Origin of the sequence: Nocardia wallacei, assembly GCF_014466955.1 — a bacterium.
Taxonomy (GTDB): Bacteria; Actinomycetota; Actinomycetes; order Mycobacteriales; family Mycobacteriaceae; genus Nocardia; species Nocardia wallacei.
On sequence record NZ_AP023396.1, the window covers coordinates 4,655,885 to 4,679,518 of the forward strand.

Genomic DNA, 23,634 nt, shown 5'->3' on the forward strand with positions numbered 1-23,634 from the left:
GTATCAGCCGTGGCCGCGACAGTTACCGGCATGAACAACGCAGCGATCGCGGCCTCCGGGCTGCGGAAAGCCTACGGGGACAAGACGGTTCTCGACGGCATTGATTTGACCATCGACACCGGCACGATCTTCTCGCTGCTCGGCCCGAACGGGGCGGGCAAGACGACGACGGTGAACGTGCTGACCACATTGCTGAAGGCCGACGGCGGCACGGCGCGAGTCGCCGGGCACGACATCACCACCGAGACCAAGGCGGTGCGCGCGTCGATCGGCGTCACCGGCCAGTTCGCTGCGGTGGACGACCTGCTGACCGGCGAGGAGAACCTGCAGCTGATGGCCGACCTGCATCGGCTGCGGGGCGCCGAGAGCAAGCGGGTGGTCACCGAGTTGCTGGAACGGTTCGATCTGGCCGACGCGGCGCGCAATCGGGCGGCGACCTACTCCGGCGGCATGCGCCGCAAGCTGGACCTGGCGATGACGCTGGTCACCCGGCCGCGGATCGTCTTCCTGGACGAGCCGACGACCGGGCTGGACCCGCGCAGCCGCCGCACCATGTGGGAGATCGTGCGCGACCTGACCGCCGGCGGCGTGACGATCTTCCTCACCACCCAGTACCTCGAGGAAGCCGATCAGCTCGCCGACCGGATCGCGGTGCTCGACCAGGGCCGCATCGTCGCCGAGGGCACCGCCGACGAACTCAAGCGCCGGGTCCCGGGTAGCCACATCCGGCTCCGTTTCGCCCACACCGCGGATCTCGACGCGGCGGCGCGGATCCTGCCCGGCGCCACTCGCGACGAGGACGCACCGGCGCTGCGGGTGCCGGGCGAAGGCGGCTCGAAGTCGTTGCGCCAGTTGCTGAACCGGCTCGACGAGCACTCGCTCGAGGCCGAGGAGGTCTCGGTCCACACCCCCGACCTCGACGACGTATTCCTTTCCCTGACCGGACATGCCACCACGAAGGACACCGCACAATGAGCACCATCTACGCACCGCTGGCCGATTCGTCGATCATGTTGCGGCGCAACTTCAAACACACCGTCCGGACCCCGGTCACGATGTTCAACGCGGCGCTGATGCCGGTCGTGATGATGCTGATCTTCGTGTACGTGTTCGGCAGCGCGTTCGACGTCGGCGGCGACTACATCGACTACGCCACACCGGGATTGATCCTGCTGGCCGTCAGCTACGGGTTGTCGGGCACCGCGGTCGCGGTGAGCTCGGATATGGCCAAGGGCGTCATCAACCGCTTCAAGGTCATGGACGTCTCCCGGGGAGCGGTCCTGACCGGGCATGTCGTCGCCACCATGGTGACCAATGTGGTCGCCATCGCGGCGGTCGTCGGGGTGGCGTTCGCGCTCGGGTTCCGGTCGCCGGCGACGGCCACCGAATGGCTGGGGGCGATCGGTGTCATGCTGGCGACGTCGTTCGCGGCGTCCTGGCTGACGGTCGCGCTGGGTATGGCCGCCAAGACGCCGGAGTCCGCGGGCATGAGCGTGGTGCCGCTGATCATGCTGCCGTTCGTGAGCAGCGCGATCGTCCCGGCCGACAAGATGGGTCAGGGGGTGCGGCAGTTCGCGCAGTATCAGCCCTTCACACCGATCATCGAGGCGCTGCGCGGATTTCTCACCGGCAACCCGTCCGGCGGCTACACCGCGGCCGCGCTCGCCTGGTGCGCCGGGTTCGCCGTGGTCGGTTACCTGTGGTCGCGCGCCACGTTCAACAAGCGAGCGTAGCCGCTGCCAGCTCGCGCCAGTCCGCCTTCGCACCCTCCCCCGCCGCCTCGGTGAAGCGTTCTTCACCGAGGCGGCGGCGTGCTTCCCGCTCGATGCGGGCGGCGTCCGGCTGGGATCGGTCCGGCAGTCCGCGCACCGCGTCGCTCGCCGCGAGGAGCCGCGCGGCCTGCTCGTCCTGGTCGCCGCGCAGCGCCAGCTCGGCGACGCCGAGGAGAATCTGCGCGACCACGGGCGCGTGGCCCGCGGCGGCGGCCGCCCGGAAGGCCGCGGCCCGCGCCGCGCGGGACGCCTCGAGATCCGTTGCGAGATAACCGCGTAGGTCGTGTAGCACCGCGCCGACGTTCGGCTGTTCCGCGTCGTCACCGAACAGGGTCATCGCGATGTCGAGCTGCCGGTGGGCCTCGTCGTCGTCCGCGCGCCAGCGCGCCAGTTCGGCGCGGGCCAGCGCGAGTTCGGCCAGTGCGCTGGGCCAGGCGGACCGGTCCGCGGACCGCTGCGCCTCGGTCATGGCGGCCGCGCTCGCCTCCGCCGCGCCCGACAGCCAGTACAGCTGGGCCTGCCGCGACCGCATCCCGGCCACGTCCTCGATCGCGCCGACCTCGGTGACCACCGCGATCGCCTGCTCCAAAAGCTCGCAGGCGCTGGCGAATTCGCCGCGCACGGCCATGCGGTTCGCCAGTTCGGTGAGCGCGAACGACGTCCCCCAGCGCTCGCCCAGGGCCCGGAACTCGGCCAGCGCCGTCTCGAGATAGGTGTCGGCGGCCCGCCCGTCCTGCCCGAGCATGATCCGCATCTTGCCCATCTGCAGCCGGGCGAGCGCGCGCACCCACGGGTCGTCGTCGGTGAGCAGCGGTTCGAACGCGGTCGGCAGGGCATCGGGACCGGCGAGCATGCGCTCCAGCGCGTCGACGAACCCGAGCATCGGGTGGCGAGCCCGGCTGTCGCGGCCCAGCCGATAGGCCTGATGAATCCAATTCTCCAGCTGCTGAGCGTCATTGCGCCCGGCACTGGCGAAGTGCACGAGCAGCCCGTACACCATGGCCCGGGTCTCGTCCTCGACCTCACCGGGCAGCTCGGCGGTGGCGGTGATCAGCTCCAGTCCCTCGGCCTTGTGGCCGCCGAGCCACCAGTACCAGCCCGCGGCCGCCGCGAGCCGCATCGCCCCGGCGGTGTCCGCGGCGGCGAGCGCCTCGCGCATCGCGACGGTGATGTTGTCGTGGTCGGCCGCGAGCGTGGCGAGCCACTCCAGCTGGTCGCCGCGACGCAGGTGCGGGTCCGCGGCGTCGGCGAGCCGGGTGAAATAGGCCAGGTGTGCTCGCCGTGCCGAGTCCGCCTCCCCCGACTCGGCGAGCCGGTCGCGGGCGTACTGCCGGATCGTGTCGAGCATCCGGTAGCGCGGGCCGTCGGCCTCCTCGGCGCGCAGCAGCGATTTCTCGGTCAGCGCCGTCAACAGTTCGAGTACTTCCCACTGCTCGACGGTCTCGTTCGCGCAAACCTGTTCGGCCGCTTCCAGACTCGCGCGGCCGGCGAAGACCGCGAGCCTCCGCAGCACCGCGCGTTCGGCGTCAATGAGCAGCTCCCAGCTCCAGTCGACCACCGCGCGCAGCGTGCGGTGCTGCGGCGGGGCGGTGCGACTGCCGCCGGTGAGCAGTCGGAACCGGTCGTCGAGGCGATGGGCGAGCTGGTCGAGGGACATGGTGCGCAGGCGGGCCGCGGCCAGTTCGATCGCCAGCGGGATGCCGTCGAGCGCGCGGCACACCCGCGCCATCGTCGCCAGCGTGCCGGGATCGTCGGCGAGATCGGTACGGACGGCACGGGCCCGATCGCGCAGCAACCGCACGGCCGGGGCGGACTCGATCTGCCCGGGGTCCGCGTCGGCGGCGGGCAGTGCCAGCGGCTCCACCCGCCAGATCGCCTCGCCGGTGATGCCGAGCGGCTCGCGGCTGGTGGCCAGGATCCGCAGCCGCGGGCATTCCCCGAGCACCCGGTGGGCGAAGGCCGCCGCGGCGTCGATCACGTGTTCGCAGTTGTCCAGGATCAGCAGCGTCTCGCGGTCGCGGACGGCCGCGACGAGCCGGTGCATCGGTTCGGCGTTGGGTGCGCCGCCGAGCAGCGCGTCGCGCAGGCCGATGGCGGCCAGCGCGGACTGCGCGACGTCGCCGGTCGTGCCGACGGACGCCAACTCCACCAGCCAGGCCCCGTCGGGCAGGTCGTCGAGCAGGGTGCGGGCGGTCTCCATCGCGAGCCGCGTCTTCCCGCAGCCGCCGGGACCGGTCAGCGTGGTGAGCCGGTGGCCGGCGAGCAGATCGCGGACGGCGGCGATATCGGTGTGCTTGCCGATGAATTCGGTCAGTTCGCCGCGCAGGTTGGTCCGGCGTTCGCGCTCCTGCGCGCCCACCTCGCCGCGCAGCACCGCGACGTGCAGGTCGGACAGTTCGGGTGAGGGGTCCACGCCCAAGGTGTCGGACAGTGCCTCGCGGGTGCGCTGATACACCGTCAGCGCTTCCGGGCCGCGGCCCGCGGCGGCGAGCGCCCGCATGAGCGCGGCGGCGAGCCGTTCCCGCACGGGGTGCCGGGCGGCCGCCTCGGTCAGCTCGCCGATCAGCTCCGGGCCCCGGCCCAGACGGATCTCCGCTTCGTACCGATCCTCCATCGCGGCCAGGCGCAGCGCCTCGAGCCGGGTGAGCACCGCCTCGAACGCCTCGCTGTCCTGGAGGCCGACGTCCTGCATCGGCGTCCCGCGCCACAGTTCGAGGGCCTCGCGCAGCAGATCGGCCTGCCGCAGGTCGTCACGGCCGCGGGCCTGTTCCACGAGCTGTTCGAAGCGCATCGCGTCGACGGCGCCGGGCTCCACCGCCAGCCGGTAGCCGCCCGGCTGCGCGTCCAGCGAGCCGTCCGGCAGCACCCGGCGCAGCCGGGACACCAACGCCTGCAAGGCATTCGCGGCGTCCGCGGGCGGCTGCTCGCCCCAGATCCAATCGACCAGCGCCGATTTCGACACGGCACGGCCGGGTTCGAGCGCGAGGGCGATCAGCAACGCCCGCAACCGGGTTCCCGGTATCTCGATCAATCCGCCGTCGTTCACTCGGATCTCGAGTGGTCCAAGGATCCCGATCTGCACCCCGTCATTCTGCCGTGGGGGCGCCCCGGGCCCGCGGGCCACCCGCCGGTCCAGGGCCGACACCGCGCCGGAGGCCGTGTCAGGGCGGCGTCAGGTCGATGTCAGGCGGGCTCGCGACAGTAGGGACACGACAACGAACCCACTCGATGAAGGAGTACCGCGATGCCCGCTTTTCCGACCCCCGAACCGATCGCCGTCACCGTCGACATCCTCTCCGGATACGTCGAGGTCGTCGCGTCGGACCGCGCCGACACCGTCGTCGAGGTCCGGCCCGCCGACCCGGCCAAGAAGAGTGACGTACGCGCCGCCGAGCAGACCCGGGTCAGCTTCGGCGACGGGACCCTGACCGTGACATCGGCGAAGGAGTGGCGCACCTACACGCCGTTCGGCGGCAACCCCTCGATCGAGGTGACGATCGCGGTCCCGGCCGGATCCCGGCTGCGGGCCACCGCCGGTGTGGGCCGGTTGGTGGGCGCGGGCGAACTGGGCCCGTGCGAGCTGGAGATCGCGGCCGGTGACATCGAGGTCGAGCGGCCGAGTGCCGCGGTGACGGCGAAGGCCGCCAAGGGCGACATCCGCATCGGCGAGGCGTCGCGCGGCGTGCTGCGGCTGGAGACGTCCGTGGGCGAACTGGAGGTCGGCATCCATCCGGGCAGCGCGGTGCGGCTCGAGACCGACGCCCGGTACGGCACCGTGCGGAATCTGATGCAGCCGGTCGCCGGTCCGGCCGGGAGCGGCGAGGACATCGTGGAGGTGTACGCGCGCAACTCCTACGGCAACGTCGTCGTCCGCCACGCGACTCTCGTCCGGCACCGATGACCGTCCCTGTGAGCGCGAAGGAGCGACCGATGGAAATCCGGGTGGACCGGCAGCGCTGTATCGGCGCCGGCATGTGCGCCCTGACCGCGTCCGGAGTATTCGACCAGGACGACGACGGGCTGGTGGTGCTGCTGGCCGCAGCGCCCGAGCGCTGGGCCGATGTGCGCGAGGCCATCCAGTTGTGCCCGTCCGGCGCGATCACCGTCGACTAGAACGATTTCCGGCCGCGGCCGGACTACCTACCTCAGGAGACTTCCGATGAGCAAGACCGACACCGTCCCGCACGGCCTCCCCATGGACCGCGACGCCGGACCCTTCGACCCGCCCAGCGCGATCACCGAGTTGCGGGCGGCACGGCCCGTCAGCCCCTTGATCTTCCCCGACGGCCACGAGGGCTGGCTCGTCACCGGTTACGAGGCGGTCCGAAAACTCATGGCGGACACCAGATTCAGCTCCCGCCAGGACATCGGCATCGTGCACGTGCCGTACGAGACGCCCGGCATGCCCGCCGCCACCGAACCGTCGCCGGTGATCCCGGGCCTGTTCGTCGCGATGGATCCGCCGGACCACACCCGGTTGCGGCGCAAGCTCACCGGCGCGTTCACCGTGCGGCGCATGAAGCAGCTCGAGGAGCACATCGCCGAGATCGCCGAGCGGCAGCTGGACGCCATGGCGGCACTGGCCCCGCCGGTGGACCTGGTCCGGGAATTCGCGCTGCCGCTGCCCTCGCTGGTGATCTGCGAACTGCTCGGCGTCCCCTACGCCGACCGCGAGACCTTCCAGGTCAACTCCGCCAAATTCCTGGTCAAGGAGCAGCCGCTGGAAGAGAAGATGGCCGCGTACGGCGCGATGACCACCTATCTGGCCGGGCTGGCGATGGGCAAGCGCGCCGAGCCGGGCGACGACCTGCTGTCGGATCTGGCCCGCGACGAGGACCTCAGCATCGAGGAGTTGACCGGGATCTCGTTCCTGCTGCTGCTCGCGGGGCACGAGACCACCGCGAACATGCTGGCGCTGGGCACTTTCGCGCTGCTGGAACATCCGGAGCAGCTGGCGCAGTTGCGGGCCGATCCGGAGTTGGTGCCCGGCGCGGTGGAGGAACTGCTGCGGTATCTGTCGGTCGCCGACATCTTCTACCGCTATGCCACCGAGGACATCGAACTGTGCGGGGAGACGATCGCCGCGGGGTCGACCGTCGTGGTCTCGCTGCTGGCGGCCAATCGCGACCCGCAACGTTTCGACGACGCCGACGCCCTCGACATCCACCGCACGGCCCGTGGGCACGTGTCCTTCGGACACGGCGTGCACCAGTGTCTCGGGCAGCAGCTGGCCCGCATCGAGATGCGTGCCGGATTCGCCGGGCTGATCCGCCGCTTTCCGACGCTGCGGCTCGCCGTGCCCGCCGCCGCGGTGCCGCTGCGCACGGATATGAACATCTACGGTGTCCACGAGCTGCCGGTTACCTGGGATGAGTCGTAAACCGTTGGCGGACAACGGAATACGTCGGGTGAGCCGCCCGCTCCGTCATCCGGCGGGAATCGCGTCCGCGGCGCGGTTCCCGCCGCCGAGCAGCGGCCGGGCGGCCAGCGCTGTCGCCACCGTGACCAGCAGCAGCGCGATGATATAGACGGAGAACGCCGCGGGGTGTGCGGCGAACTTCTGTTTCAGCGCCGGTGTGGTGCCGCCGAAGAGCGCGCTGGTGATGCTGTAGGGCAGGGCCATGACCGTCACGCGGTGGCGGGCGGGGGCGATCATGGCGGTCGCGCCGGTCACCGTGGCGGCCAGGGAGACGACGCCGATCGACCCGACGATCATCAGCGCCCAATACGTCACGGGCGTTGCGGAATTCAGCAGCACCTGCATCGGCAGCGTCGCCACGGCCAGCGCCAGCGCCGCGCCGCCCACCCAGCGCAACGGGCCGACCCGGTCGGCGAGCGCGCCGAAGATCGGCGCCGCCGCCATGTACGCCAGCTGGGCCACCACGCCCGCCCAGAGCACTTGCGCGTCGGGCAGTTTCAGGACGGTGATGCCGTAGCTCGTCGGGGTGCTGATCCACAGGTAGTAGGACGCCAGGCAGCCCGCGGTGAGCCCGGCGACCGCCAGTCCGGGACCGATCAGCGCTGACCACTCGCGGGACCAGCGCACGGGTACGTCGTGCGGGTCGCCGTCGCGGGTCTCGGGGATGGTGCGCCGGGCCAGCATGAACACCAGTGACAGCACGGCCGCGACGAGGAACGGGATCCGCCAGCAACCGTCGCGGAGCGCGCCGGCGCCCGCCCAGGTCGCCAGCGCGGCCACGAGCAGGGTGGCGCTGATCGTGCCGAGTCCGTAGAAGATCGAGTACACGCTGGTGCCGAGCATGCGCCGACGCGGCGGGGCCGACTCGTACAGGTATGCCTGCGCCACGGCCTGCTCGCCGCCGAAGGAGAAGCCCAGCACCAGCCGCCACACCAGCAGCAGGATCGGGGCGGCCGCGCCGATGGTTTCGCGGCCCGGTGTCAGCGCCATCCCGAGCGTCGCCAGCCCCGCCAGCCCGATCGAGAGCACCAGCGCCGGTCGCCGCCCGCGCCGGTCCGCCAGCTGTCCGAGCACGAACGCGCCGATCGGGCGGATCAGGAATCCGATCGCGAAGATCCCGAACCCGTACAGCACCGACTGCTGCAGGTCGCCGCCGAAGAAGCGCGGCGAGAAGTAGGTCACCAGCAGCGCGTAGAGCGACCACTCGTAGCTTTCCAGGGCCGCGCCCGCCGAGGAGGCGACGACCTGCCGGGTCCGGCTACCCCGCGTTTCGATCACTGTGTTCATGAGCGCCGCCTACTTTAACACCGTTCAAGTATGGCTCCTGCCTCGGTTTTCCAGCGGACGGTCACGATGGGCGACGGTCAGCCGGACGCACTGCCCCGGACTTCCGCCGGACCAACCGGGCGAGGGTGAGTTGCGCTTACTGCTCTGCGGGACCGCCGCAGAGCCGTTCCACTTCCGCACGGAGCTTGCGGAATTCGGCCGACAATGCGTCGAGGGTGTAGTGGGCGTTGAGGCCACTGGGGTTCGGGAGCACCCAGACCTCGGTGTCGCCGAGGGAATCGGGCTGGCGGCCGACGGCGGTGCGGGGGCGGCCGAAGGCGGTGCGGTAGGCGCCCAGCCCCAGCACGGCGAGGACACGCGGGCGGTAGTGCGCCACCCGCTCGACCAGGGCGCGGCCGCCGTCGCGCAGTTCCTGTGCCGTCAACTGGTCCGCCTTGGCCGTGGTGCGCGGCGCGACATTCGTGATCCCCAGCCCGAGCGTGAGCAGTTCACCTTCCTCGTCCGGCCGCAACTGCCGCGGCGTGAACCCCGACCGGAACAGCGCCGGCCAGAACCGATTCCCGGGCCGCGCGAAATGATGCCCCGTCGCCCCCGACCACAACCCCGGATTGATCCCACAGAACAACACCCGCAGATCCGGCCCGATCACATCCGAAATCGTCTTCCCCTCCGCCGCAGCCAAATCGGCAGCCGTCGGCCGAAACCTCGCCCCTGATCCCATCCTCTCAGTCTGCCTCATCATGGACCCACTACAGGGTGTAGTTGACGGTCGTCTAGCATTACGGGGTGCTGTCTCGCGCGTTTCTGCGACTGGTCGATCTGTTGCCGCTGCCCTCGTTGCGGGTACAGCGGATTATCGCGTTCGCGGTGATTCTTTCTCAGGCGGGGATCTCGGTGACGGGGGCGATCGTGCGGGTCACGTCGTCGGGGCTGGGGTGCCCGACCTGGCCGCAATGCTTTCCGGGCAGTTTCACGCCGGTGGTGCATGCCGAGGTGCCGGTGCTGCATCAGGTGGTCGAATTCTCCAATCGGCTGCTGACCTTCGTGGTGTCGCTGTGCGCGGCGCTGGTGGTGCTGGCGGTGCTGCGGGCGCGGCGGCGGCGCGAGGTCGCCGTGTACGCGTGGCTGATGCCCGGCGGCACGGTGCTGCAGGCGGTGATCGGGGGCATCACGGTGCGCACCGGACTGCTGTGGTGGACGGTGTCGGTGCATCTGCTGGCCTCCATGCTGATGGTGTGGCTGGCCGTGCTGCTGTTCGCGAAGATCGGCGAGCCGGACGAGGGCGTGGAGGTGGCGCAGGCGCCGCGGCCGCTGCGCCTGCTGACCGCGCTCAGCGCGATCGCGTTGTGCGCCACTCTGATTGCCGGGACGCTGGTGACGGGCGCGGGCCCGCATGCCGGTGACAAGAGCGTCGAGCGGTCCGTCGAACGGCTGCAGGTGGAGATCGTGACGCTGGTGCACCTGCACGCCGAACTGCTGATCGCCTATCTCGCGTTGCTGGTCGGACTGGCGTGCGGGCTGGCCGCGGTGGGCATGAACCGGGCGATCCGCGTCCGGCTCGTGGCGGTGATCGCACTGGTCTGCGCGCAGGGCCTGGTCGGCGTCGTCCAGTATTTCACCGACGTGCCCGCCGCGCTGGTGACCGTGCACGTCGGCGGGGCGGCGGCCTGCACCGCCGCCACGGCGGCCCTGTGGGCGGCCATGCGCAACCGCGAGCGGGTCAGCGTCGGCGCAGCGGTCGCACACGCCGCCTGACCACCTCCGATCCCGCGGCGCCGCAACGATATCGGCGCGTTCGTCCGGAAGTTGGCGCGTTGTGTCCCTTCCCCCGACCGCCCGGTAGCCGCACACTGGGGATCGGCTGCGCGACCGGGTGAGGTCGGGCTGCCAGGGGTTGCCTCGCACGATGAACCCAGCACGCCATCCCTGCGGTGCGTCCTGCGCGGCGCGGGCGGTGCGCGGTGGCCGACGACGACGTCGACCGCGCCCACCCTGCGGCCCGGGGCCGATTGTGGCCGGCCGCCCCGCCAGGCGATAATCCGGACATGCCGACGTATGCGTACCGCTGCCGCGAATGCACCGACACCTTCGAAGTGATGCGGCCGATGAGCGAATCGAATGCGCCCGCCTCCTGCCCGGACGGCCACGCCGACACCGTCAAGCTCCTCACCACGATCGCGTTGACCGGCTCGGGCGGCGCGGCTCCCGCGCCCGCACCGGCCGCGGGCGGCTGCTGCGGCGGCGGTTGCTGCGCCTGAGCCCGACCGCCGCTGTCGCTCAGGCGGTGGCGTCCGGCCCGATCCAGTCGGCGAACAGTCGGTCCACGCCCCCGGTGGCGTCCTGCGCGGCGAGCCACGCGTTGACCTCGGCGGCCAGCAGCGGGTCGTTCTTGCGCAGCAGGAACACCTTGCCGAAGGAGTCGAACGGCCGATCCGGATGCAGCACAGTCAGTTCCGGGTGGGTGCGCACCCGGTAGCGGCCCTCCACCGAGTCGGTCACGAACACGTCGGCGCGGCCCTGGGCGATCTCGTCGAAGATGGTGACATTGTCGGGCCACAGGGTCAGCCGCGCGTCCGGGAAGTTCTGCCGCGCGAACTGCTCGTTGGTGCCGCCGCGGTTCACGATGACGCGCACCTCGGGCCGGTTGATCTGCTCGACGGTGGCGTACGCGCCGGCGTCGGCGGCGCGGGTGATGGGCGCCTTGCCGTCGGTGCCGTAGGTGATCGAGAAGTCCGAGAACGCCCGTCGCGCAGGCGAATCGGAGATGCCGCCGACCGCGATGTCACAGTTCAGCGGTTGGAAGTCGGCCTGCAGCGACGCCCAGGTGGTCGGCACGAACTCGACCGGCCGCCGCAGCGTGTCCGCGAGGCCGCGCGCCAGCTTGATGTCGACGCCGCGGAACCCGCCGTGCCCGTCGCGCACCGAATAGGGCGGGTAGTCCCCCGTCGTGCAGACCCGCAGCGCGGGAGCCTGGGCACCCGCGGGGGCGGACACCGTGAGCAGGGTCGTGACGGCGGCCGCGCACGCCGCCGCGATCTGCCGGACTCGCATGACTCAGCGCTCGTTGCGCGCCTTCGGGTACCGGGACTGCCGGGCGACCCAACCGGCCATCCGCGCCCAATGTCCCCGCGCGGGCGTGACGACGGAGGTCAGCTCACGGTCCCAGTGCTCGGTCTCGCTCAGCCCGTCCACGGCTTCCACCAGGGACTTCGCGGCGGCCAGGGAGTCGACGACGCGGTCGCCGAGCACGCCGTCGGAACCCACCAGGGTGACCCGGACGCCGATGCGGCCGATGGGTTGCAGCACGGCGGTGGCGGAACCGCCGTGGGCGGCGACGAACTCCTTCACCGAGTCGACGACGGCGGACGGCGGCTTCGTGGCAGTGGCGGTCTCGCTCATGCGGCAGAGTTTACCGTCCGGTAGGTTCGGCTCATATGCGCGCCATTCAGGTTTCCGAGCACGGCGGCCCCGAGGTCCTGCGGCCCGCCGAGGTTCCCGCGCCCGCGGCCGGGCCCGGACAGTTGCTGGTGAACACCAACGCGATCGGCGTCAACTTCATCGATACCTACCTCCGTACCGGAACGTATCCGCAGGAGGTGCCCTACATTCCGGGCGCCGAGGGCACCGGCGTGGTGGCCGAGATCGGTCCGGAGGTCGCCGATTTCGCCGTCGGCGACCGAGTGGCCTGGGCGGCCGCACCCGGCAGCTACGCCGAGCAGGTGGTGGTTCCGGCCGATGTGGCCGTGCCGGTGCCCGCGCGTGTGAATGCCGCGGTCGCCGCATCGGCACTGCTGCAGGGTATGACCGCGCATTACCTGATCGAGAGCGTCTACCGGCCGGAACCGGGCGAGACGATCCTGGTCCACGCGGGTGCGGGCGGCGTGGGCCTGCTCTTGACCCAACTGGCCGCCGCGCGCGGCGTGCGGGTGATCACGACCGTGTCCACCGACGAGAAGGCGGAGCTGTCGCGCGCGGCGGGCGCCGCCGAGGTGCTGCGGTACGGCGACGACCTCGCCCGGCGGGTGCGGGAACTGACTGACGGGATCGGGGTGGCAGCGGTCTACGACGGTGTCGGCAAGGCGACCTTCGACGCCAGCCTCGACTCGCTGCGCGTGCGCGGCACGCTGGCGCTGTTCGGCGCGGCGAGCGGGCCGGTGCCGCCGGTGGACCCGCAGCGGCTCAACCGCGGCGGCTCGCTGTTCCTGACCCGGCCGATGCTCGCCCACTACACCCGTGACCGTGCCGAATTGCGTTGGCGCGCAGGCGATATCTTCGAGGCCATCGCCGCGGGCAGGCTGCGCGTGCGGGTCGGCGCGCGGTACCCGCTGGCCGAGGCGGAACAGGCGCATCGCGATCTGGAGGGTCGCAAGACCACCGGTTCGATCGTCCTGCTGCCCTGACCCGGACGCTCGCTCAAGCGACGGCGTGCCACCGGGTGCCGGTCTGGCCGGGGTCGCGCAGGCTGCGCAGGCGGTGGCGCAGTTCGGTGCCCGCCGCCGCGTCACCGCGTTCGGCCCGGCGGATGTAGGAGGTCAGCGTGTGCAGGTCGCGCATGGCCCGCAGGATCGGGAACCCGGCCCACGCGCGCACGTCCCAGCCGTAGGCGAGGGTGAACTCGCGCAACTCGTTCTCGGTGTGGCCGAAGCGGATTCCGCCCTGGTAGGTGTTCACCAGATCCAGTTCGCGCGGGGCGATGCTGGCCTCGTCCCAGTCCCCGAGCAGCACCGTGTCGCCGTGCCAGAGCGTATTGCCCGGATAGGCGTCGCCGTGCACCGGGCCGACGCCCAGCGTGGAGTCCAGCCGGTCGTACTCCGCCACCAGCCTCGCCACCTGGTCGATGAGCCAGCGCCGGTCGGCCGGGGCCAGCACGCGCGGCGCGGCCGCGAGGGTCTGGAGCAGGCCCGCCAGCGGCTCGTACCGCGGCAGATGGAAAGGGGGCGCGGCGGTTTCGTGCAAGCGCCGCAGGATGCGGCCGAGTTCGCGTGCCGGTGGCCGGGGGCGGTCGCACTGCGGGTAGTACCGCCAGAACGTGACGGTGGCGCCGTGGCAGCGCACCGGCCGATCGATCAGCGGTTCGGTCACGGGCAGCCCGTGCTGGGCCAGCCAGCGCGCGACCGCGACGGCCGTGTCGGCGCGGATGCCGTGCTCCGGCGAGCGCGAGATCCGGGCCACGGCCCGGTCGCCGATGACGAACACGGCGTTGGAGTGCGCGCGCAGCAGGCTGGCGCCGTCCGCGCGCAGGCCCACCTGGGCACACGCCGAGACGAGGATCTGTTCGGTCGATACGTCGATCATCACAATGCCGGTGGTTGGTGAGTGGGAAACGACGCGAGCGCCTCCCGCAGGCTCGCGACGACCGGAGACGGTGGGCAGGTGGCGGTGCCGAGGTGCTGGCCCACCTGCTTCATACCCTCGATCACCGGGTGTATGCGCTGGCCGGGTGGCAGATTCAAGACCGGTACCAAGATCTCGGCCGCGGCGTCCACCGCGTGCCGGGCGATCGAGGCGATGGCTATGTCGGCGCGCGCGAGGGCCTCGTCGCCGTAACTGCGCTCGTCGCTGGGGCCCGCGGCATAGGCGGCGATGGCGTCGGCGGCCCAGCGTTCGGCCTGCGGATAATCCCCTATGAGGCGAAAAGTGCTGCCCGCGTAGTAGGAAGCCTTCGCCGCCGGGAATCGCAGCACCCCGCCGAAGCCGGTGACGTCGTCGCGGTCCGCGGGCTGCTGCGCCGCGGCGACGGCGCGCGCGATCGCCGCGCGGGCCTCCTCGACACGTCCCAGCCGGGCCGCGCAGCGGGCCTCCAGCGCCGCCAGCCGCACCCGCTGCTCCCCGGCGGGCGCCACCGCGGTGCCGCGCTGCGCGAATTCCAGAGCGCGCGCGGGGTTTCCGTTCCATTCGGCGATCAGCGCCTTGGTGCCGGCCAGCCAGGCCAGCAGCCCGGTGTGCTCGGCGCGCTCGGCCAGCCGCTCGGCGGCCATCGCCTGCTGCATGGCGGCCATCGGCCGACCCAGATTCCCCGACAACTGCGCCAGCAGCGCGACGGCGACGCCGCCGAGGAACATCAGCTCTCGCGCCTGCGACGGCGCGGGGCCGCCGCGCAACAGCTGCCACACCTGGTCCCGCAGGGTCTGCAGGTCGGCGAGCAGCGGGCGCGGGGGCGCGTGCACGTAACTGGTGGCGATCCGGGCGATTTCGTAGTGCAGGCTCTCGATCGACAGGCTCGCCCGGTCCTCGGTGGCCCAGTCGGCGAAGGCCAGCGAATCCGTGGCGGCCGCGCTGATGTCGTCCACGGCAACGGTGTCGCCGCCGCTCGCCAGCCGGACCAGCGAACCGGCGGCTTCCAGTTCCGCGTCGAGCGCCCGCACGATCTGCGCCGGGGGCTTGCGGATGCCGTTCTCGATCCGCGACAGCGCGCCGACGTCGTAGCGAATACTCTTCGCCAAGCCGCGTAGGGTCAGGTTCCGCTGCAGGCGCAACCGCCGCAGCTCACCACCGAATGCCTGCCAGTCGTTCATCCAGCTATCTGTTCCATTCCAGCGCAACGACTTCGACCAGCGTTGCAGTACTTGGCAACGACCGGCAACACAGCAACGCTATCGCATCGCCCTGAAATGCAAGCACAATTGCACAAACATTTCGGCGTCCGGGCTCGGGGATGGGCCCGGAACCGAAGGGGAAACAACGGCATCGCGACGAGGCAGACCATGGCGAACATCCGGGACAGCAGTGGCCGCACGCCCACGATCGCCGGCGCGCCGCCCAGACAGTGCCGCGGACCGCAGGTCGACGACCGGGAGCCCGCGCGACCACCCGTGGATGAGGTGCACATCCGGCTGCGGTTTCCGTTCGGCGGCGTCGCGGTCGACTATCGGGCGCCGCGCCGGGTCGCGGGCCGGGTCGCGGTGGAGCTGCAGCGCTACGGCGTCGAGGTCACCGTCGACGACGACGCACAGGCCGCGCATCCGCCGCTGCCCAACATGCACGCCTGGGAATAGGCCGCGCGGCAGGGTCTTTCGCGCCGCCGGTCAGTAGTCGCGGCCGGTCAGGCCCCGATACACGAAGCGGGTGAGGCCCTCGATCGCCTGCTCGTCGGTGAGCCGCACCGTACCCTCCTCGACCGCCTCCAGCATCGCGTGCAGCGACAGGAACATCATCGCCAGGCTGGCGTCACGGCTGCTGGGCAACCGCAGTCCGGCCGCGGCGAATCCGTCCAGGTGATCGTCGATGTCCTTGCGCTGCTCCACGGCGAACCGGGCAGTGCGCCGCGCGAATTCCTCGTTGACCAGGGCGGCTTGATTCATCGCGCGCAGCACGGGCCAGTTACGACGCGCGAAGGTCCAGTAGTGCTCGACGTGGAAGCGCACGGCGGCGGGATCGGTGAAGTCCGGATTGTGCGACGTCCCCTCCGCGGCCGTATCCCCCTGTGCGGCAAAGTCGGCCAGTAGCGCCTGGAGCAACTCCTCCTTGCTCGCGAAATGGTTGTAGAAGGAGCCCGCCGCGCGCCCGGCCGCCGCGGTGATGTCGGTGATCTTGGTGTTCAGGTACCCGCGCTCGGCGAACAACCGGCGCGCCGCATCCTTGAGCGCCTGTTCGGTTTCCGCCGAGCGTTCCCTGCGCCGGCCCGTCTCCGCCCGACCCGTGGCCATGACCACCTCCTTGACAGCGGACCCTATCAACCAGAATACTGAATTCAGTTTCAGTGAATTTAGATTCAGTTTTGGAGGACGGCGTGTCACCTCGGGTACTCATCGCCGGAGCCGGTCCGACCGGGCTCACCCTGGCCATCGACCTCGCCCGGCGCGGCGTCGGGGTCCGCCTCATCGATCGGGCGGCGGAGTACTTCGCCGGGTCACGCGGCGACGGCATCCAGCCGCGCACCCTGGAGGTGTTCGACGACCTCGGTGTCCTCGACGCGATCCTGGCCGCGGGCGCCCCGCCCGCGCCGATGCGGGTCTATCTGGACGGGCAGTACGTGACCGAGCGGCGCATGGTCGAACCGCGCGACCCGACGCCGGCCGTGCCGTACCCCAATCCGTGGGTGCTCGGGCAGTCCGACACCGAGGCCATCCTGCGGGCGCGGCTCGCGGAGTTGGGCGTGCACGTCGAACTGTCCACGGCGCTCACCGGTTTCACCCAGGACGACAGCGGTGTCACCGCCGTCCTCGCCGGTCCCGGTGGCGCCGAGACGGTGCGCGCCGAGTACCTCGTCGGCGCGGACGGCGGGCGCAGCACGGTCCGCAAGACGCTGGGCATCGCGTTCGAGGGCAGTACCGACGAATCCCTGCGGATGCTGCTGGGCGACGTCCGTGCCGACGCGCTCGACCACGACTACGGCTACTGGTTCGCCACGGCCGACGCCCCGATGCGCGGAATCGCGTTGAGCCCCTTGCCCGGCGGGCGGTTGTTCCAGTTCGTGGCCCCGCTGGCGGAGGACACCGAGCCGACCCGCGCGGTGCTGCAGGGCTACGTCGACCGTCTCACCGGCCGCACCGACCTCGAGATCGACGAACCCGCGTGGTCGACGGTGTGGCGGCCGAACGTGCGCCTGGCGCAACGGTTCCGGGACGGCCGGGTGTTCCTCGCGGGCGACGCCGCGCACGTGCATCCGCCGACCGGCGGACAGGGCATGAACACCGGCATCCAGGATGCCTACAACCTCGGCTGGAAACTGGCGGCCGCACTCACCGGCGCGGCTCCGGCCGAGGATACCGACGCGCTGCTCACCGGTTACGAGACCGAGCGGCGGGCCGTCGCCGCCCGCGTGCTGGGCATCAGCTCCCGGCTGCTCGACAAGCACACCGCCGGAGACGATGACGCCATGCGGCGCGGTGCGGAGACCCAGCAGCTCGACATCAGCTATCGCGATCCCGGCGCGGCGGGTGCGCTGGTGGCGGGCGATCGGGCGCCCGACGCTCCCCTGCGCCGGGCCGACGGGACCGCGCTGCGGCTGTTCGACCTGTTCCGGGGGCCGCACGCGACGCTGCTCGCCTTCGGCACGGCCGCCGCCCCCGGCACCGAAGGCGTCCAGGGGTATTCGATCGCGCCGCCGGAGGCCACGCCCGCCGACGGCGAGCTGGTCGCCGTCGGCGGTCATGCCTTCGAGGGCTACGCCGCCCGGCCGGGCACCCGCGTACTCGTCCGGCCCGACGGGTATCTGGCCTGGCGCACCGATGCCTGAGCGCGCTATCGAGCCGGCCCTTCGACCAGTGCCGTAGCGAGCGGCGAGCGGTCGCGAAGCCTTTGCTACTGCGGCGTATTCGCTCCGAGCGGACGACGGCTGGTGTAAAGAGGGGTGACCCGCCCGCGACGCGGCCGCGCCGATGCTGGATGATCTGTGCTGCCGCGCAAGCCGATTCGCCCGGTTCGACGTGACCACGTACGAACCGGGCAGTCGCTCGGGCGGCAGGCAGATACGTATCGACCAGGGGTTGATCAGGATGTTGGTGAAGGTCCGCAACGACGACCCGTCGCGACTGTCCAGCACCGAACGGACGGTGGTGAACTGGTTGAAGTCGTGGACCGGATCGCACGCGCTGTCCGGTATCGCGGTGGTGAAGGCGCACGGCGCAGACCTGATCGTGTGGACCCCGCGAGCCTGCGTGGTCGTCGTGGTGAAGGGCTTCACCGAACGCCGCAACGGCCCGCTCACCGTCGCCGACACCGCGCCGTGGACGATCGACGGACATATCGCGCCGCTCGAGGGCGTGCAGACCGGCACCGAGCCGATGGACGAGATCCGCACCCGCACCGCCGAGATCGAGCGGGTGCTGCGGGCGGCACCGGGCCGCCAGCACGTCGCGGTCATGGGCGTGGTACTAGTGATTCCGCAGCTGGGCACCCGGGTCAGCCTGGAGAAGGGCGCGCTGGCGCCCGGGCTGGATGTGGTGGTGGGCGACGGGCCCTCCTCGCTGCGCGCCTACTTCACCCAGCTCACGGGAGCCGACCAGGCCGAGGGCGGTGTGGCGCGTCCCGACGCGTGGGATGCCGCGCAGGTGGGCCAGGCCCTCGGCGCACTCGGATTCGCCGCCGCGGCAACGTATTCCGACCTTATCGCGGAGGGTTTTCCGCCGCCGCGGGGCGATGGCGCCGGGAGTGCGTCCGCCGCCGCGGCACCCGGGTCGGGGCAAACCGGCACGCCCGCACCGATTTCCGGCTCGGGGGCACCGATGCCGACGGCGACCGGGGGCGCGCCGACGCCACTGTCGGCCGGAGGCGCACCCATTCCGCCGCCGCGCGGAGGAGCACCGACGCCGCCGACCGCAGGCGCACCGATGCCGCCGCCGCCCGGAGGCGCGCCGGTTCCGTTGCCCGGCCGGTCCACGCCGCCGCCCGGCGGGCAGGGTGTGCCGACGCGCGAATACACCGCGGCCACACCGGCTTACGGGTCCGCTAGGCCCGCATACGGGTCGCCCGGATCGGTTGCCGGTTCACCCGCGCCAGCTTACGGTTCAACCGCGCCGGGGTACGGTTCGACCGCAACCGACACGCCGCGCCGCCGCCGGAGCTCCCGGCGCGAATCCACCGCCGCAGCAGGAGGTTACGGCGCGTCCGGCGGCCCGGGCACATTCCGTTCCGGTGCTCCGCAGCGGGATTACTCCTCCGCCGCACCGAGTTTCGCGCCGGGTGGGTTCTCCGGTGGCCAGTCCTCGTACTCCTCCCCCGCCCAGCCGTATGCGGTGCCCTTCGAACCTCGCCCGCCCAAGCCACCGCGGCCTCGTGGGCGGAGCATCGTGCCCCTGGTGCTGCTGGCCCTGCTGGTACTCATCCTGGCCGTCGTCGCCATGTGCACCGGCGGCGACGACGAACCGTCCAAGCCCGCCCCCGCACCCGGCACCCGCACCAGCGAATCCATCGCCCCGCACACCACAGCTCCCGACATCACCATCCCCTCCGAAACCCCCGCCCCGGCCTGCTTCCCGCTGCAACCCGACTGCCCGCCGTCGGGCCCGGCGGCCGAACCCGAACCACCGGCCGGTCCGCCGGTCCCGGCGGAGCAGGTGCCGCCACCGGCCCCTGCGGAACAACTCCCACCCCCGGCCCCCGCCGAATCCGCCGCACCGGTCGGCCGGGCGGTCTCGCCGAAACCGGGCGTGCCAGTGGAACACCCGGCCGCTGCGGAACCGGCCGCCCCCGCCCCACCGGCTGAACCCGCCGCGCCCGCAGCACCGCCCGAACCCGCCGCCCCGGCGGAACCCGTGGCACCGCCTGCACCGGTAGAGCCCGATGTACCCGCAGATCCTCCCCCGCCGGCGCCGCCCGCCGCACCGGCCGAAATCACCCCATCCGAATAACCTGCCCGGCAGGACCACCCGCACTCGGAATCACCATGCCGAGGCGGATACGCCCGCCGTACTTGCGTGAGTATCCGCCTGCGCTGTCGGGGCTGCCGCACTATCAGGCGACGGTGTCATCTATCCGTGCAGCAACGCTGAATGCGGTAAAGGTCTTGCGTGGCAAGCGATCACCGTCGATTCGGTCAGAGGGTTGGACGGAAGCGACGGGGGAATCGGACCGAAATCTTTCCCACGTCGCCTTGGTAACCTCCGTTGTGGCGTCAGATGCACATACTCGCTTCCAACCCGCCGCGACCATTCGTTCGGCGGCGGATCTGCTTGCCCTGGCTCGGCACGCCCTCCTTCGCCGCCCAGCCGTTTTCGTCGATCCGGCCGTCACCGCGAGGTCCTGGGAACAAGGGGTACGGCAGGGGTCGATGCGCTCGTGCCGGGCGCGGAAGATGGATGCCGTGCGCCGATCAGCCGAACAGGGTGTGGCCGAGGGTGTGCCAGCCGAGGACGGAGTCGACGGCCAGGCCGCAGAAGACGACGGCGAGGTAGTTGTTGGACTGCAGGAACAGGCGCAGGGGTTTGACGGATTCGCCGCGGCGGACGCCGGAGTAGAGCTGGTGGGCCATCAGCAGGAACCACGCGCCCGCAGCGAGCGCCACAGCCGCGTACACCACGCCGGTGGCGGGGATGAGGGCCAGTGTGGCGGCGACGGTCAGCCACGTGTAGACGACGATCTGCTTGGTGACCGCCTGCTCGGTCGCCACCACCGGCAGCATCGGCACCCCGGCCGCGCGGTAGTCCTCCTTGTAGCGCATGGCCAGCGCCCAGGTGTGCGGCGGAGTCCAGAAGAAGATCACCAGGAACAGCACGAGCGCGGGCCAGCCGATGGTCCCGGTGGCCGCCGACCAGCCGACCAGCGCGGGCATGCACCCGGCCGCCCCGCCCCAGACCACGTTCTGCGAGGTCCGGCGCTTCAGTCCGAGCGTGTAGACGAAGACGTAGAACAGGATGGTCGCGACCACCAGCAGACCGGACAGCAGATTCGCCTGCCACCACAGCCACGCGAACGACCCCGCGCCCAGCACGACGCCGAACACGAACGCGTGGCGGGTCGGCACGGCGTCGCGGGCCAGCGGGCGCTTGGAGGTGCGCTTCATGACCTTATCGATATCGGCGTCGGCGACACAGTTCAGCGTGTTCGCGCTGGCCGCACCCATCCACCCGCCGAACAGCGTGGCGAGGATGAGCCGGATATCGATGTGCCCGCGGTCGGCCAGCAGCATGGTCGGAATCGTCGCCACCAGCAGCAGTTCGATGACCCGCGGCTTGGTCAGCGCGATGTAGGCCAGTATCCGGCGAGTCAGCGCCGACAGCGGTCCCGTGCCCGTGACACGGTCGGCGAGCGCCGTCGCGGAGGGGCCATGCGCACCACCCGGCTGTTGCCCAATCCGCACTGTCTCTCCTCGCAGGTGGTGCATCGATCCGGTCCAGGAACCAGCCGCGCGCCGCCCTGCGGCGCTGCAACTACTACACGCGATGGTAGACCCACGCGGGTTGTGGTCCGGCACCCACCCGGCGCGACGAACCCACGACACGGCCCCGTCGATGCCGGGTTCCCGCGTGCGGGGATTCCGGCGGGCTCTAGGGTGGGTGGTGCATCCAGCGCTCGCAAGCAGCACGCCGCCGTAACCGCATAGTTGACGAGAAGGTCAGGAGAACCTCGGTCGTGTCAGTCACAGACGACATCCGCGCCCTCACCCAGCCGAACCACCCGGACGACTGGACCGATCTGGACACCAGAGCCGTCGACACCGTCCGCGTACTCGCCGCGGACGCCGTGCAGCAGGCAGGCAACGGCCACCCCGGCACGGCGATGAGCCTGGCGCCGCTGGCATACACCCTCTACCAGCGGGTCATGGACTACGACCCCGCCGACCACGATTGGCCGGGCCGCGACCGCTTCGTGCTGTCGTGCGGCCACTCCAGCCTCACCCAGTACATCCAGCTGTACCTGGCGGGCATCGGCCTCGAGCTCGAGGATCTGAAGAATCTGCGCAAGTGGGGCTCGCTCACCCCGGGCCACCCGGAGTACCGGCACACGCCCGGCGTCGAGATCACCACCGGCCCGCTGGGTCAGGGCCTGGCCTCCGCGGTCGGTATGGCGATGGCGGCGCGGCGCGAGCGCGGGCTGTGGGATCCGGCCGCGCCCGAGGGCGAGAGCCCCTTCGACCACTACATCTTCGTGATCGCCTCCGACGGTGACATCGAGGAGGGCGTCACCTCCGAGGCGTCGTCGCTGGCCGGTACCCAGCAGCTGGGCAACCTGGTGGTGATCTACGACGACAACAAGATCTCCATCGAGGACGACACCTCCATCGCCCTGACCGAGGACACCGCCGAACGCTACCGCGCCTACGGCTGGCACGTGCAGGTGGTCGAGGGCGGCGAGGACGTCGTCGCCATCGAGAAGGCGCTGAACGAGGCCAAGGCGGTGACCGACAAGCCGTCGTTCATCCTGCTGCGCACCATCATCGGCTATCCGGCGCCGAACAAGATGAACACCGGCGCCGCGCACGGCGCCGCGCTGGGCGCCGACGAGGTGGCCGCGACCAAGAAGGCCCTCGGCTTCGACCCGGACAAGACCTTCGAGGTCGACGACGCGGTCATCGCCCATACCCGCCGGCACGCCGCCGACCGCGGCAAGGCCCTGCGCGCCGCCTGGCAGGAGCGGTTCGACGCCTGGGCCGCGGCCAACCCCGACAACAAGGCGCTCTACGACCGTCTGCAGGCGCGTGACCTGCCCGAGGGCTGGGCCGACGTGCTGCCGACGTTCGAAGCCGACGACAGCGGCGTCGCCACCCGCAAGGCCTCCGGCAAGGTGCTCGCGGCGCTGGCCCCCGTACTCCCCGAGCTGTGGGGCGGCTCGGCCGACCTGGCCGAATCCAACAACACCACCATGCCGGGCGTGCCGAGCTTCGGTCCGGAGTCCATCTCCACGGGCATGTGGAAGGCCAACCCCTACGGCCGCACACTGCACTTCGGTGTGCGCGAGCACGCGATGGGCGCGATCCTCAACGGCATCGCCCTGCACGGCCCGACCCGCCCCTACGGCGGCACCTTCCTGGTGTTCTCCGATTACATGCGCCCGGCCGTGCGCCTGGCCGCGCTCATGCGGGTCCCCGCGGTCTACGTCTGGACGCACGACTCGATCGGCCTCGGCGAGGACGGCCCGACCCATCAGCCGATCGAGCACCTGGCCGCGCTGCGCGCCATCCCGGGCCTGAACGTGGTCCGCCCGGGCGACGCCAACGAGACCGTGCACGCCTGGCGCGCGGTGCTGGAACTGGAGAGCGCCGAACACAATTCGCCGTACGAGGTGTCGGAGACCCCGCACATCGACGGCCCCTCGGCGCTGGCGCTGACCCGCCAGAACCTGCCGGTCCTGGCGGGCACCAGCTACGAGGGAGTGCGCCGCGGCGGCTACGTGCTGGCCGAATCATCCACCGGCACACCGCAGGTGATCCTGATCGCCACCGGTTCGGAGTTGCAGCTCGCGGTCGAGGCCAGGACTACCCTGGAGGCGCAGGGCATCGGCGCCCGCGTGGTCTCGATGCCGTGTGTGGAGTGGTTCGACGCGCAGGAGCAGTCCTACCGCGACGAGGTGCTGCCGCCGGCGGTCCGGGCCCGGGTCACCGTGGAGGCCGGGATCTCGATGCCGTGGTACCGCTTCGCCGGTGCGGACGGCGAGATCGTGTCGATCGAGCACTTCGGTGCCTCGGCCGACTACAAGACCCTGTTCCGCGAGTTCGGCATCACCGCCGAGGCCGTGGTCGAGGCCGCTCAGCGCTCACTCGACAAGGTGAAGGGATAA

21 protein-coding genes are annotated in these 23,634 nt (G+C 71.2%); 12 read left to right on the top strand and 9 right to left on the bottom strand.

Annotated elements, in window-relative coordinates:
* Positions 1 to 30 precede the first annotated feature (30 nt).
* The gene (locus NWFMUON74_RS20385; protein WP_187683439.1) at positions 31 to 975 is read left to right on the top strand and encodes an ATP-binding cassette domain-containing protein; all 945 of its coding nucleotides are present in this window, start codon (positions 31 to 33) and stop codon (positions 973 to 975) included.
* Positions 972 to 1,733, top strand: a complete 762-nt coding sequence (locus NWFMUON74_RS20390; RefSeq protein WP_187683440.1) for an ABC transporter permease — start codon at positions 972 to 974, stop codon at positions 1,731 to 1,733. Before NWFMUON74_RS20385 ends, NWFMUON74_RS20390 begins: the two co-directional genes overlap by 4 nt.
* Here NWFMUON74_RS20390 and NWFMUON74_RS20395 read toward each other — a convergent pair.
* Entirely contained in the window at positions 1,717 to 4,854 is a 3,138-nt protein-coding gene (locus tag NWFMUON74_RS20395; protein ID WP_187683441.1) for an ATP-binding protein, read from the bottom strand. The genes NWFMUON74_RS20390 and NWFMUON74_RS20395 overlap by 17 nt on opposite strands.
* Positions 4,855 to 5,016: 162 nt before the next feature.
* Between NWFMUON74_RS20395 and NWFMUON74_RS20400 the strand changes: the two genes are divergently transcribed.
* From NWFMUON74_RS20400 to NWFMUON74_RS20410, 3 genes are read left to right on the top strand one after another with little or no spacing between them, the layout of a single operon-like run.
* Positions 5,017 to 5,673 carry a DUF4097 family beta strand repeat-containing protein gene (locus tag NWFMUON74_RS20400; protein ID WP_187683442.1) on the top strand — a complete coding sequence of 219 codons (657 nt, stop codon included), beginning with the start codon at positions 5,017 to 5,019 and terminating at the stop codon, positions 5,671 to 5,673.
* 29 nt (positions 5,674 to 5,702) lie between these two features.
* On the top strand, positions 5,703 to 5,885 hold the full coding sequence (locus NWFMUON74_RS20405; protein WP_187683443.1) for a ferredoxin: 183 nt from the start codon (positions 5,703 to 5,705) through the stop codon (positions 5,883 to 5,885).
* A gap of 46 nt (positions 5,886 to 5,931) precedes the next feature.
* Positions 5,932 to 7,152, top strand: a complete 1,221-nt coding sequence (locus NWFMUON74_RS20410; protein WP_187683444.1) for a cytochrome P450 — start codon at positions 5,932 to 5,934, stop codon at positions 7,150 to 7,152.
* A gap of 45 nt (positions 7,153 to 7,197) precedes the next feature.
* Here NWFMUON74_RS20410 and NWFMUON74_RS20415 read toward each other — a convergent pair whose 3' ends face one another.
* A complete protein-coding gene (locus tag NWFMUON74_RS20415; RefSeq protein ID WP_187683445.1) occupies positions 7,198 to 8,478 on the bottom strand; it encodes an MFS transporter in 1,281 nt (426 codons plus the stop codon).
* A gap of 136 nt (positions 8,479 to 8,614) precedes the next feature.
* Positions 8,615 to 9,199 carry a G/U mismatch-specific DNA glycosylase gene (gene mug / locus NWFMUON74_RS20420; protein ID WP_187683446.1) on the bottom strand — a complete coding sequence of 195 codons (585 nt, stop codon included), beginning with the start codon at positions 9,197 to 9,199 and terminating at the stop codon, positions 8,615 to 8,617.
* 65 nt (positions 9,200 to 9,264) lie between these two features.
* On the opposite strand from mug, the gene NWFMUON74_RS20425 reads away from it, so the two are divergent.
* Both NWFMUON74_RS20425 and NWFMUON74_RS20430 read left to right on the top strand, forming a co-directional pair.
* Positions 9,265 to 10,233 (top strand): COX15/CtaA family protein, encoded by a 969-nt coding sequence (locus tag NWFMUON74_RS20425; RefSeq protein ID WP_187683447.1) that lies wholly within the window; start codon positions 9,265 to 9,267, stop codon positions 10,231 to 10,233.
* 290 nt (positions 10,234 to 10,523) lie between these two features.
* Entirely contained in the window at positions 10,524 to 10,736 is a 213-nt protein-coding gene (locus tag NWFMUON74_RS20430; RefSeq protein WP_187683448.1) for an FmdB family zinc ribbon protein, read from the top strand.
* A gap of 19 nt (positions 10,737 to 10,755) precedes the next feature.
* Here NWFMUON74_RS20430 and NWFMUON74_RS20435 read toward each other — a convergent pair whose 3' ends face one another.
* Positions 10,756 to 11,529: a transporter substrate-binding domain-containing protein gene (locus tag NWFMUON74_RS20435; protein WP_187683449.1), complete on the bottom strand. Its 774-nt coding sequence runs from the start codon at positions 11,527 to 11,529 to the stop codon at positions 10,756 to 10,758.
* A 3-nt stretch (positions 11,530 to 11,532) separates the two neighbouring features.
* Positions 11,533 to 11,877, bottom strand: coding sequence for a hypothetical protein (locus NWFMUON74_RS20440; RefSeq protein ID WP_187683450.1), 345 nt, complete (start codon positions 11,875 to 11,877; stop codon positions 11,533 to 11,535).
* Positions 11,878 to 11,912: 35 nt separating this feature from the next.
* Here NWFMUON74_RS20440 and NWFMUON74_RS20445 point away from each other — a divergent pair, with 35 nt between their 5' ends.
* Positions 11,913 to 12,878 (top strand): quinone oxidoreductase family protein, encoded by a 966-nt coding sequence (locus tag NWFMUON74_RS20445; protein WP_187683451.1) that lies wholly within the window; start codon positions 11,913 to 11,915, stop codon positions 12,876 to 12,878.
* A 13-nt stretch (positions 12,879 to 12,891) separates the two neighbouring features.
* Here NWFMUON74_RS20445 and NWFMUON74_RS20450 read toward each other — a convergent pair whose 3' ends face one another.
* Positions 12,892 to 13,773 carry a phosphotransferase enzyme family protein gene (locus tag NWFMUON74_RS20450; RefSeq protein ID WP_187683452.1) on the bottom strand — a complete coding sequence of 294 codons (882 nt, stop codon included), beginning with the start codon at positions 13,771 to 13,773 and terminating at the stop codon, positions 12,892 to 12,894.
* Entirely contained in the window at positions 13,773 to 14,993 is a 1,221-nt protein-coding gene (locus NWFMUON74_RS20455) for an NsdA family TPR-like regulatory protein (RefSeq protein WP_187683453.1), read from the bottom strand. The genes NWFMUON74_RS20450 and NWFMUON74_RS20455 overlap by 1 nt, the downstream gene beginning before the upstream one ends.
* Before the next feature lie 189 nt (positions 14,994 to 15,182).
* Between NWFMUON74_RS20455 and NWFMUON74_RS20460 the strand changes: the two genes are divergently transcribed.
* A complete protein-coding gene (locus NWFMUON74_RS20460; RefSeq protein ID WP_187683454.1) occupies positions 15,183 to 15,473 on the top strand; it encodes a hypothetical protein in 291 nt (96 codons plus the stop codon).
* Between the two features lie 30 nt (positions 15,474 to 15,503).
* On the opposite strand, the gene NWFMUON74_RS20465 is transcribed toward NWFMUON74_RS20460, so the two are convergent.
* Positions 15,504 to 16,124 carry a TetR/AcrR family transcriptional regulator gene (locus NWFMUON74_RS20465; RefSeq protein WP_187683455.1) on the bottom strand — a complete coding sequence of 207 codons (621 nt, stop codon included), beginning with the start codon at positions 16,122 to 16,124 and terminating at the stop codon, positions 15,504 to 15,506.
* Between the two features lie 83 nt (positions 16,125 to 16,207).
* Between NWFMUON74_RS20465 and NWFMUON74_RS20470 the strand changes: the two genes are divergently transcribed.
* Positions 16,208 to 17,656, top strand: coding sequence for an FAD-dependent monooxygenase (locus NWFMUON74_RS20470; protein ID WP_187683456.1), 1,449 nt, complete (start codon positions 16,208 to 16,210; stop codon positions 17,654 to 17,656).
* Positions 17,657 to 17,915: 259 nt separating this feature from the next.
* Positions 17,916 to 19,769, top strand: coding sequence for a hypothetical protein (locus NWFMUON74_RS20475; protein WP_187683457.1), 1,854 nt, complete (start codon positions 17,916 to 17,918; stop codon positions 19,767 to 19,769).
* A 461-nt stretch (positions 19,770 to 20,230) separates the two neighbouring features.
* On the opposite strand, the gene NWFMUON74_RS20480 is transcribed toward NWFMUON74_RS20475, so the two are convergent.
* Positions 20,231 to 21,217 carry a heme o synthase gene (locus NWFMUON74_RS20480; RefSeq protein ID WP_187683458.1) on the bottom strand — a complete coding sequence of 329 codons (987 nt, stop codon included), beginning with the start codon at positions 21,215 to 21,217 and terminating at the stop codon, positions 20,231 to 20,233.
* Positions 21,218 to 21,489: 272 nt separating this feature from the next.
* Here NWFMUON74_RS20480 and tkt point away from each other — a divergent pair, with 272 nt between their 5' ends.
* Positions 21,490 to 23,634: a transketolase gene (gene tkt, locus NWFMUON74_RS20485; protein WP_187683459.1), complete on the top strand. Its 2,145-nt coding sequence runs from the start codon at positions 21,490 to 21,492 to the stop codon at positions 23,632 to 23,634.

Excerpts from the sequence above, each read along its gene's own strand:
- NWFMUON74_RS20385 (WP_187683439.1), top strand. The coding sequence starts at position 31 with ATGAACAACGCAGCGATCGCGGCCTCCGGGCTGCGGAAAGCCTACGGG.
- NWFMUON74_RS20390 (WP_187683440.1), top strand. The coding sequence starts at position 972 with ATGAGCACCATCTACGCACCGCTGGCCGATTCGTCGATCATGTTGCGG.
- NWFMUON74_RS20400 (WP_187683442.1), top strand. The coding sequence starts at position 5,017 with ATGCCCGCTTTTCCGACCCCCGAACCGATCGCCGTCACCGTCGACATC.
- NWFMUON74_RS20405 (WP_187683443.1), top strand. The coding sequence starts at position 5,703 with ATGGAAATCCGGGTGGACCGGCAGCGCTGTATCGGCGCCGGCATGTGC.
- NWFMUON74_RS20410 (WP_187683444.1), top strand. The coding sequence starts at position 5,932 with ATGAGCAAGACCGACACCGTCCCGCACGGCCTCCCCATGGACCGCGAC.
- NWFMUON74_RS20415 (WP_187683445.1), bottom strand. The coding sequence starts at position 8,478 with ATGAACACAGTGATCGAAACGCGGGGTAGCCGGACCCGGCAGGTCGTC.
- mug (WP_187683446.1), bottom strand. The coding sequence starts at position 9,199 with ATGGGATCAGGGGCGAGGTTTCGGCCGACGGCTGCCGATTTGGCTGCG.
- NWFMUON74_RS20430 (WP_187683448.1), top strand. The coding sequence starts at position 10,524 with ATGCCGACGTATGCGTACCGCTGCCGCGAATGCACCGACACCTTCGAA.
- NWFMUON74_RS20435 (WP_187683449.1), bottom strand. The coding sequence starts at position 11,529 with ATGCGAGTCCGGCAGATCGCGGCGGCGTGCGCGGCCGCCGTCACGACC.
- NWFMUON74_RS20440 (WP_187683450.1), bottom strand. The coding sequence starts at position 11,877 with ATGAGCGAGACCGCCACTGCCACGAAGCCGCCGTCCGCCGTCGTCGAC.
- NWFMUON74_RS20445 (WP_187683451.1), top strand. The coding sequence starts at position 11,913 with ATGCGCGCCATTCAGGTTTCCGAGCACGGCGGCCCCGAGGTCCTGCGG.
- NWFMUON74_RS20450 (WP_187683452.1), bottom strand. The coding sequence starts at position 13,773 with ATGATCGACGTATCGACCGAACAGATCCTCGTCTCGGCGTGTGCCCAG.
- NWFMUON74_RS20455 (WP_187683453.1), bottom strand. The coding sequence starts at position 14,993 with ATGAACGACTGGCAGGCATTCGGTGGTGAGCTGCGGCGGTTGCGCCTG.
- NWFMUON74_RS20460 (WP_187683454.1), top strand. The coding sequence starts at position 15,183 with ATGGCGAACATCCGGGACAGCAGTGGCCGCACGCCCACGATCGCCGGC.
- NWFMUON74_RS20465 (WP_187683455.1), bottom strand. The coding sequence starts at position 16,124 with ATGGCCACGGGTCGGGCGGAGACGGGCCGGCGCAGGGAACGCTCGGCG.
- NWFMUON74_RS20475 (WP_187683457.1), top strand. The coding sequence starts at position 17,916 with ATGTTGGTGAAGGTCCGCAACGACGACCCGTCGCGACTGTCCAGCACC.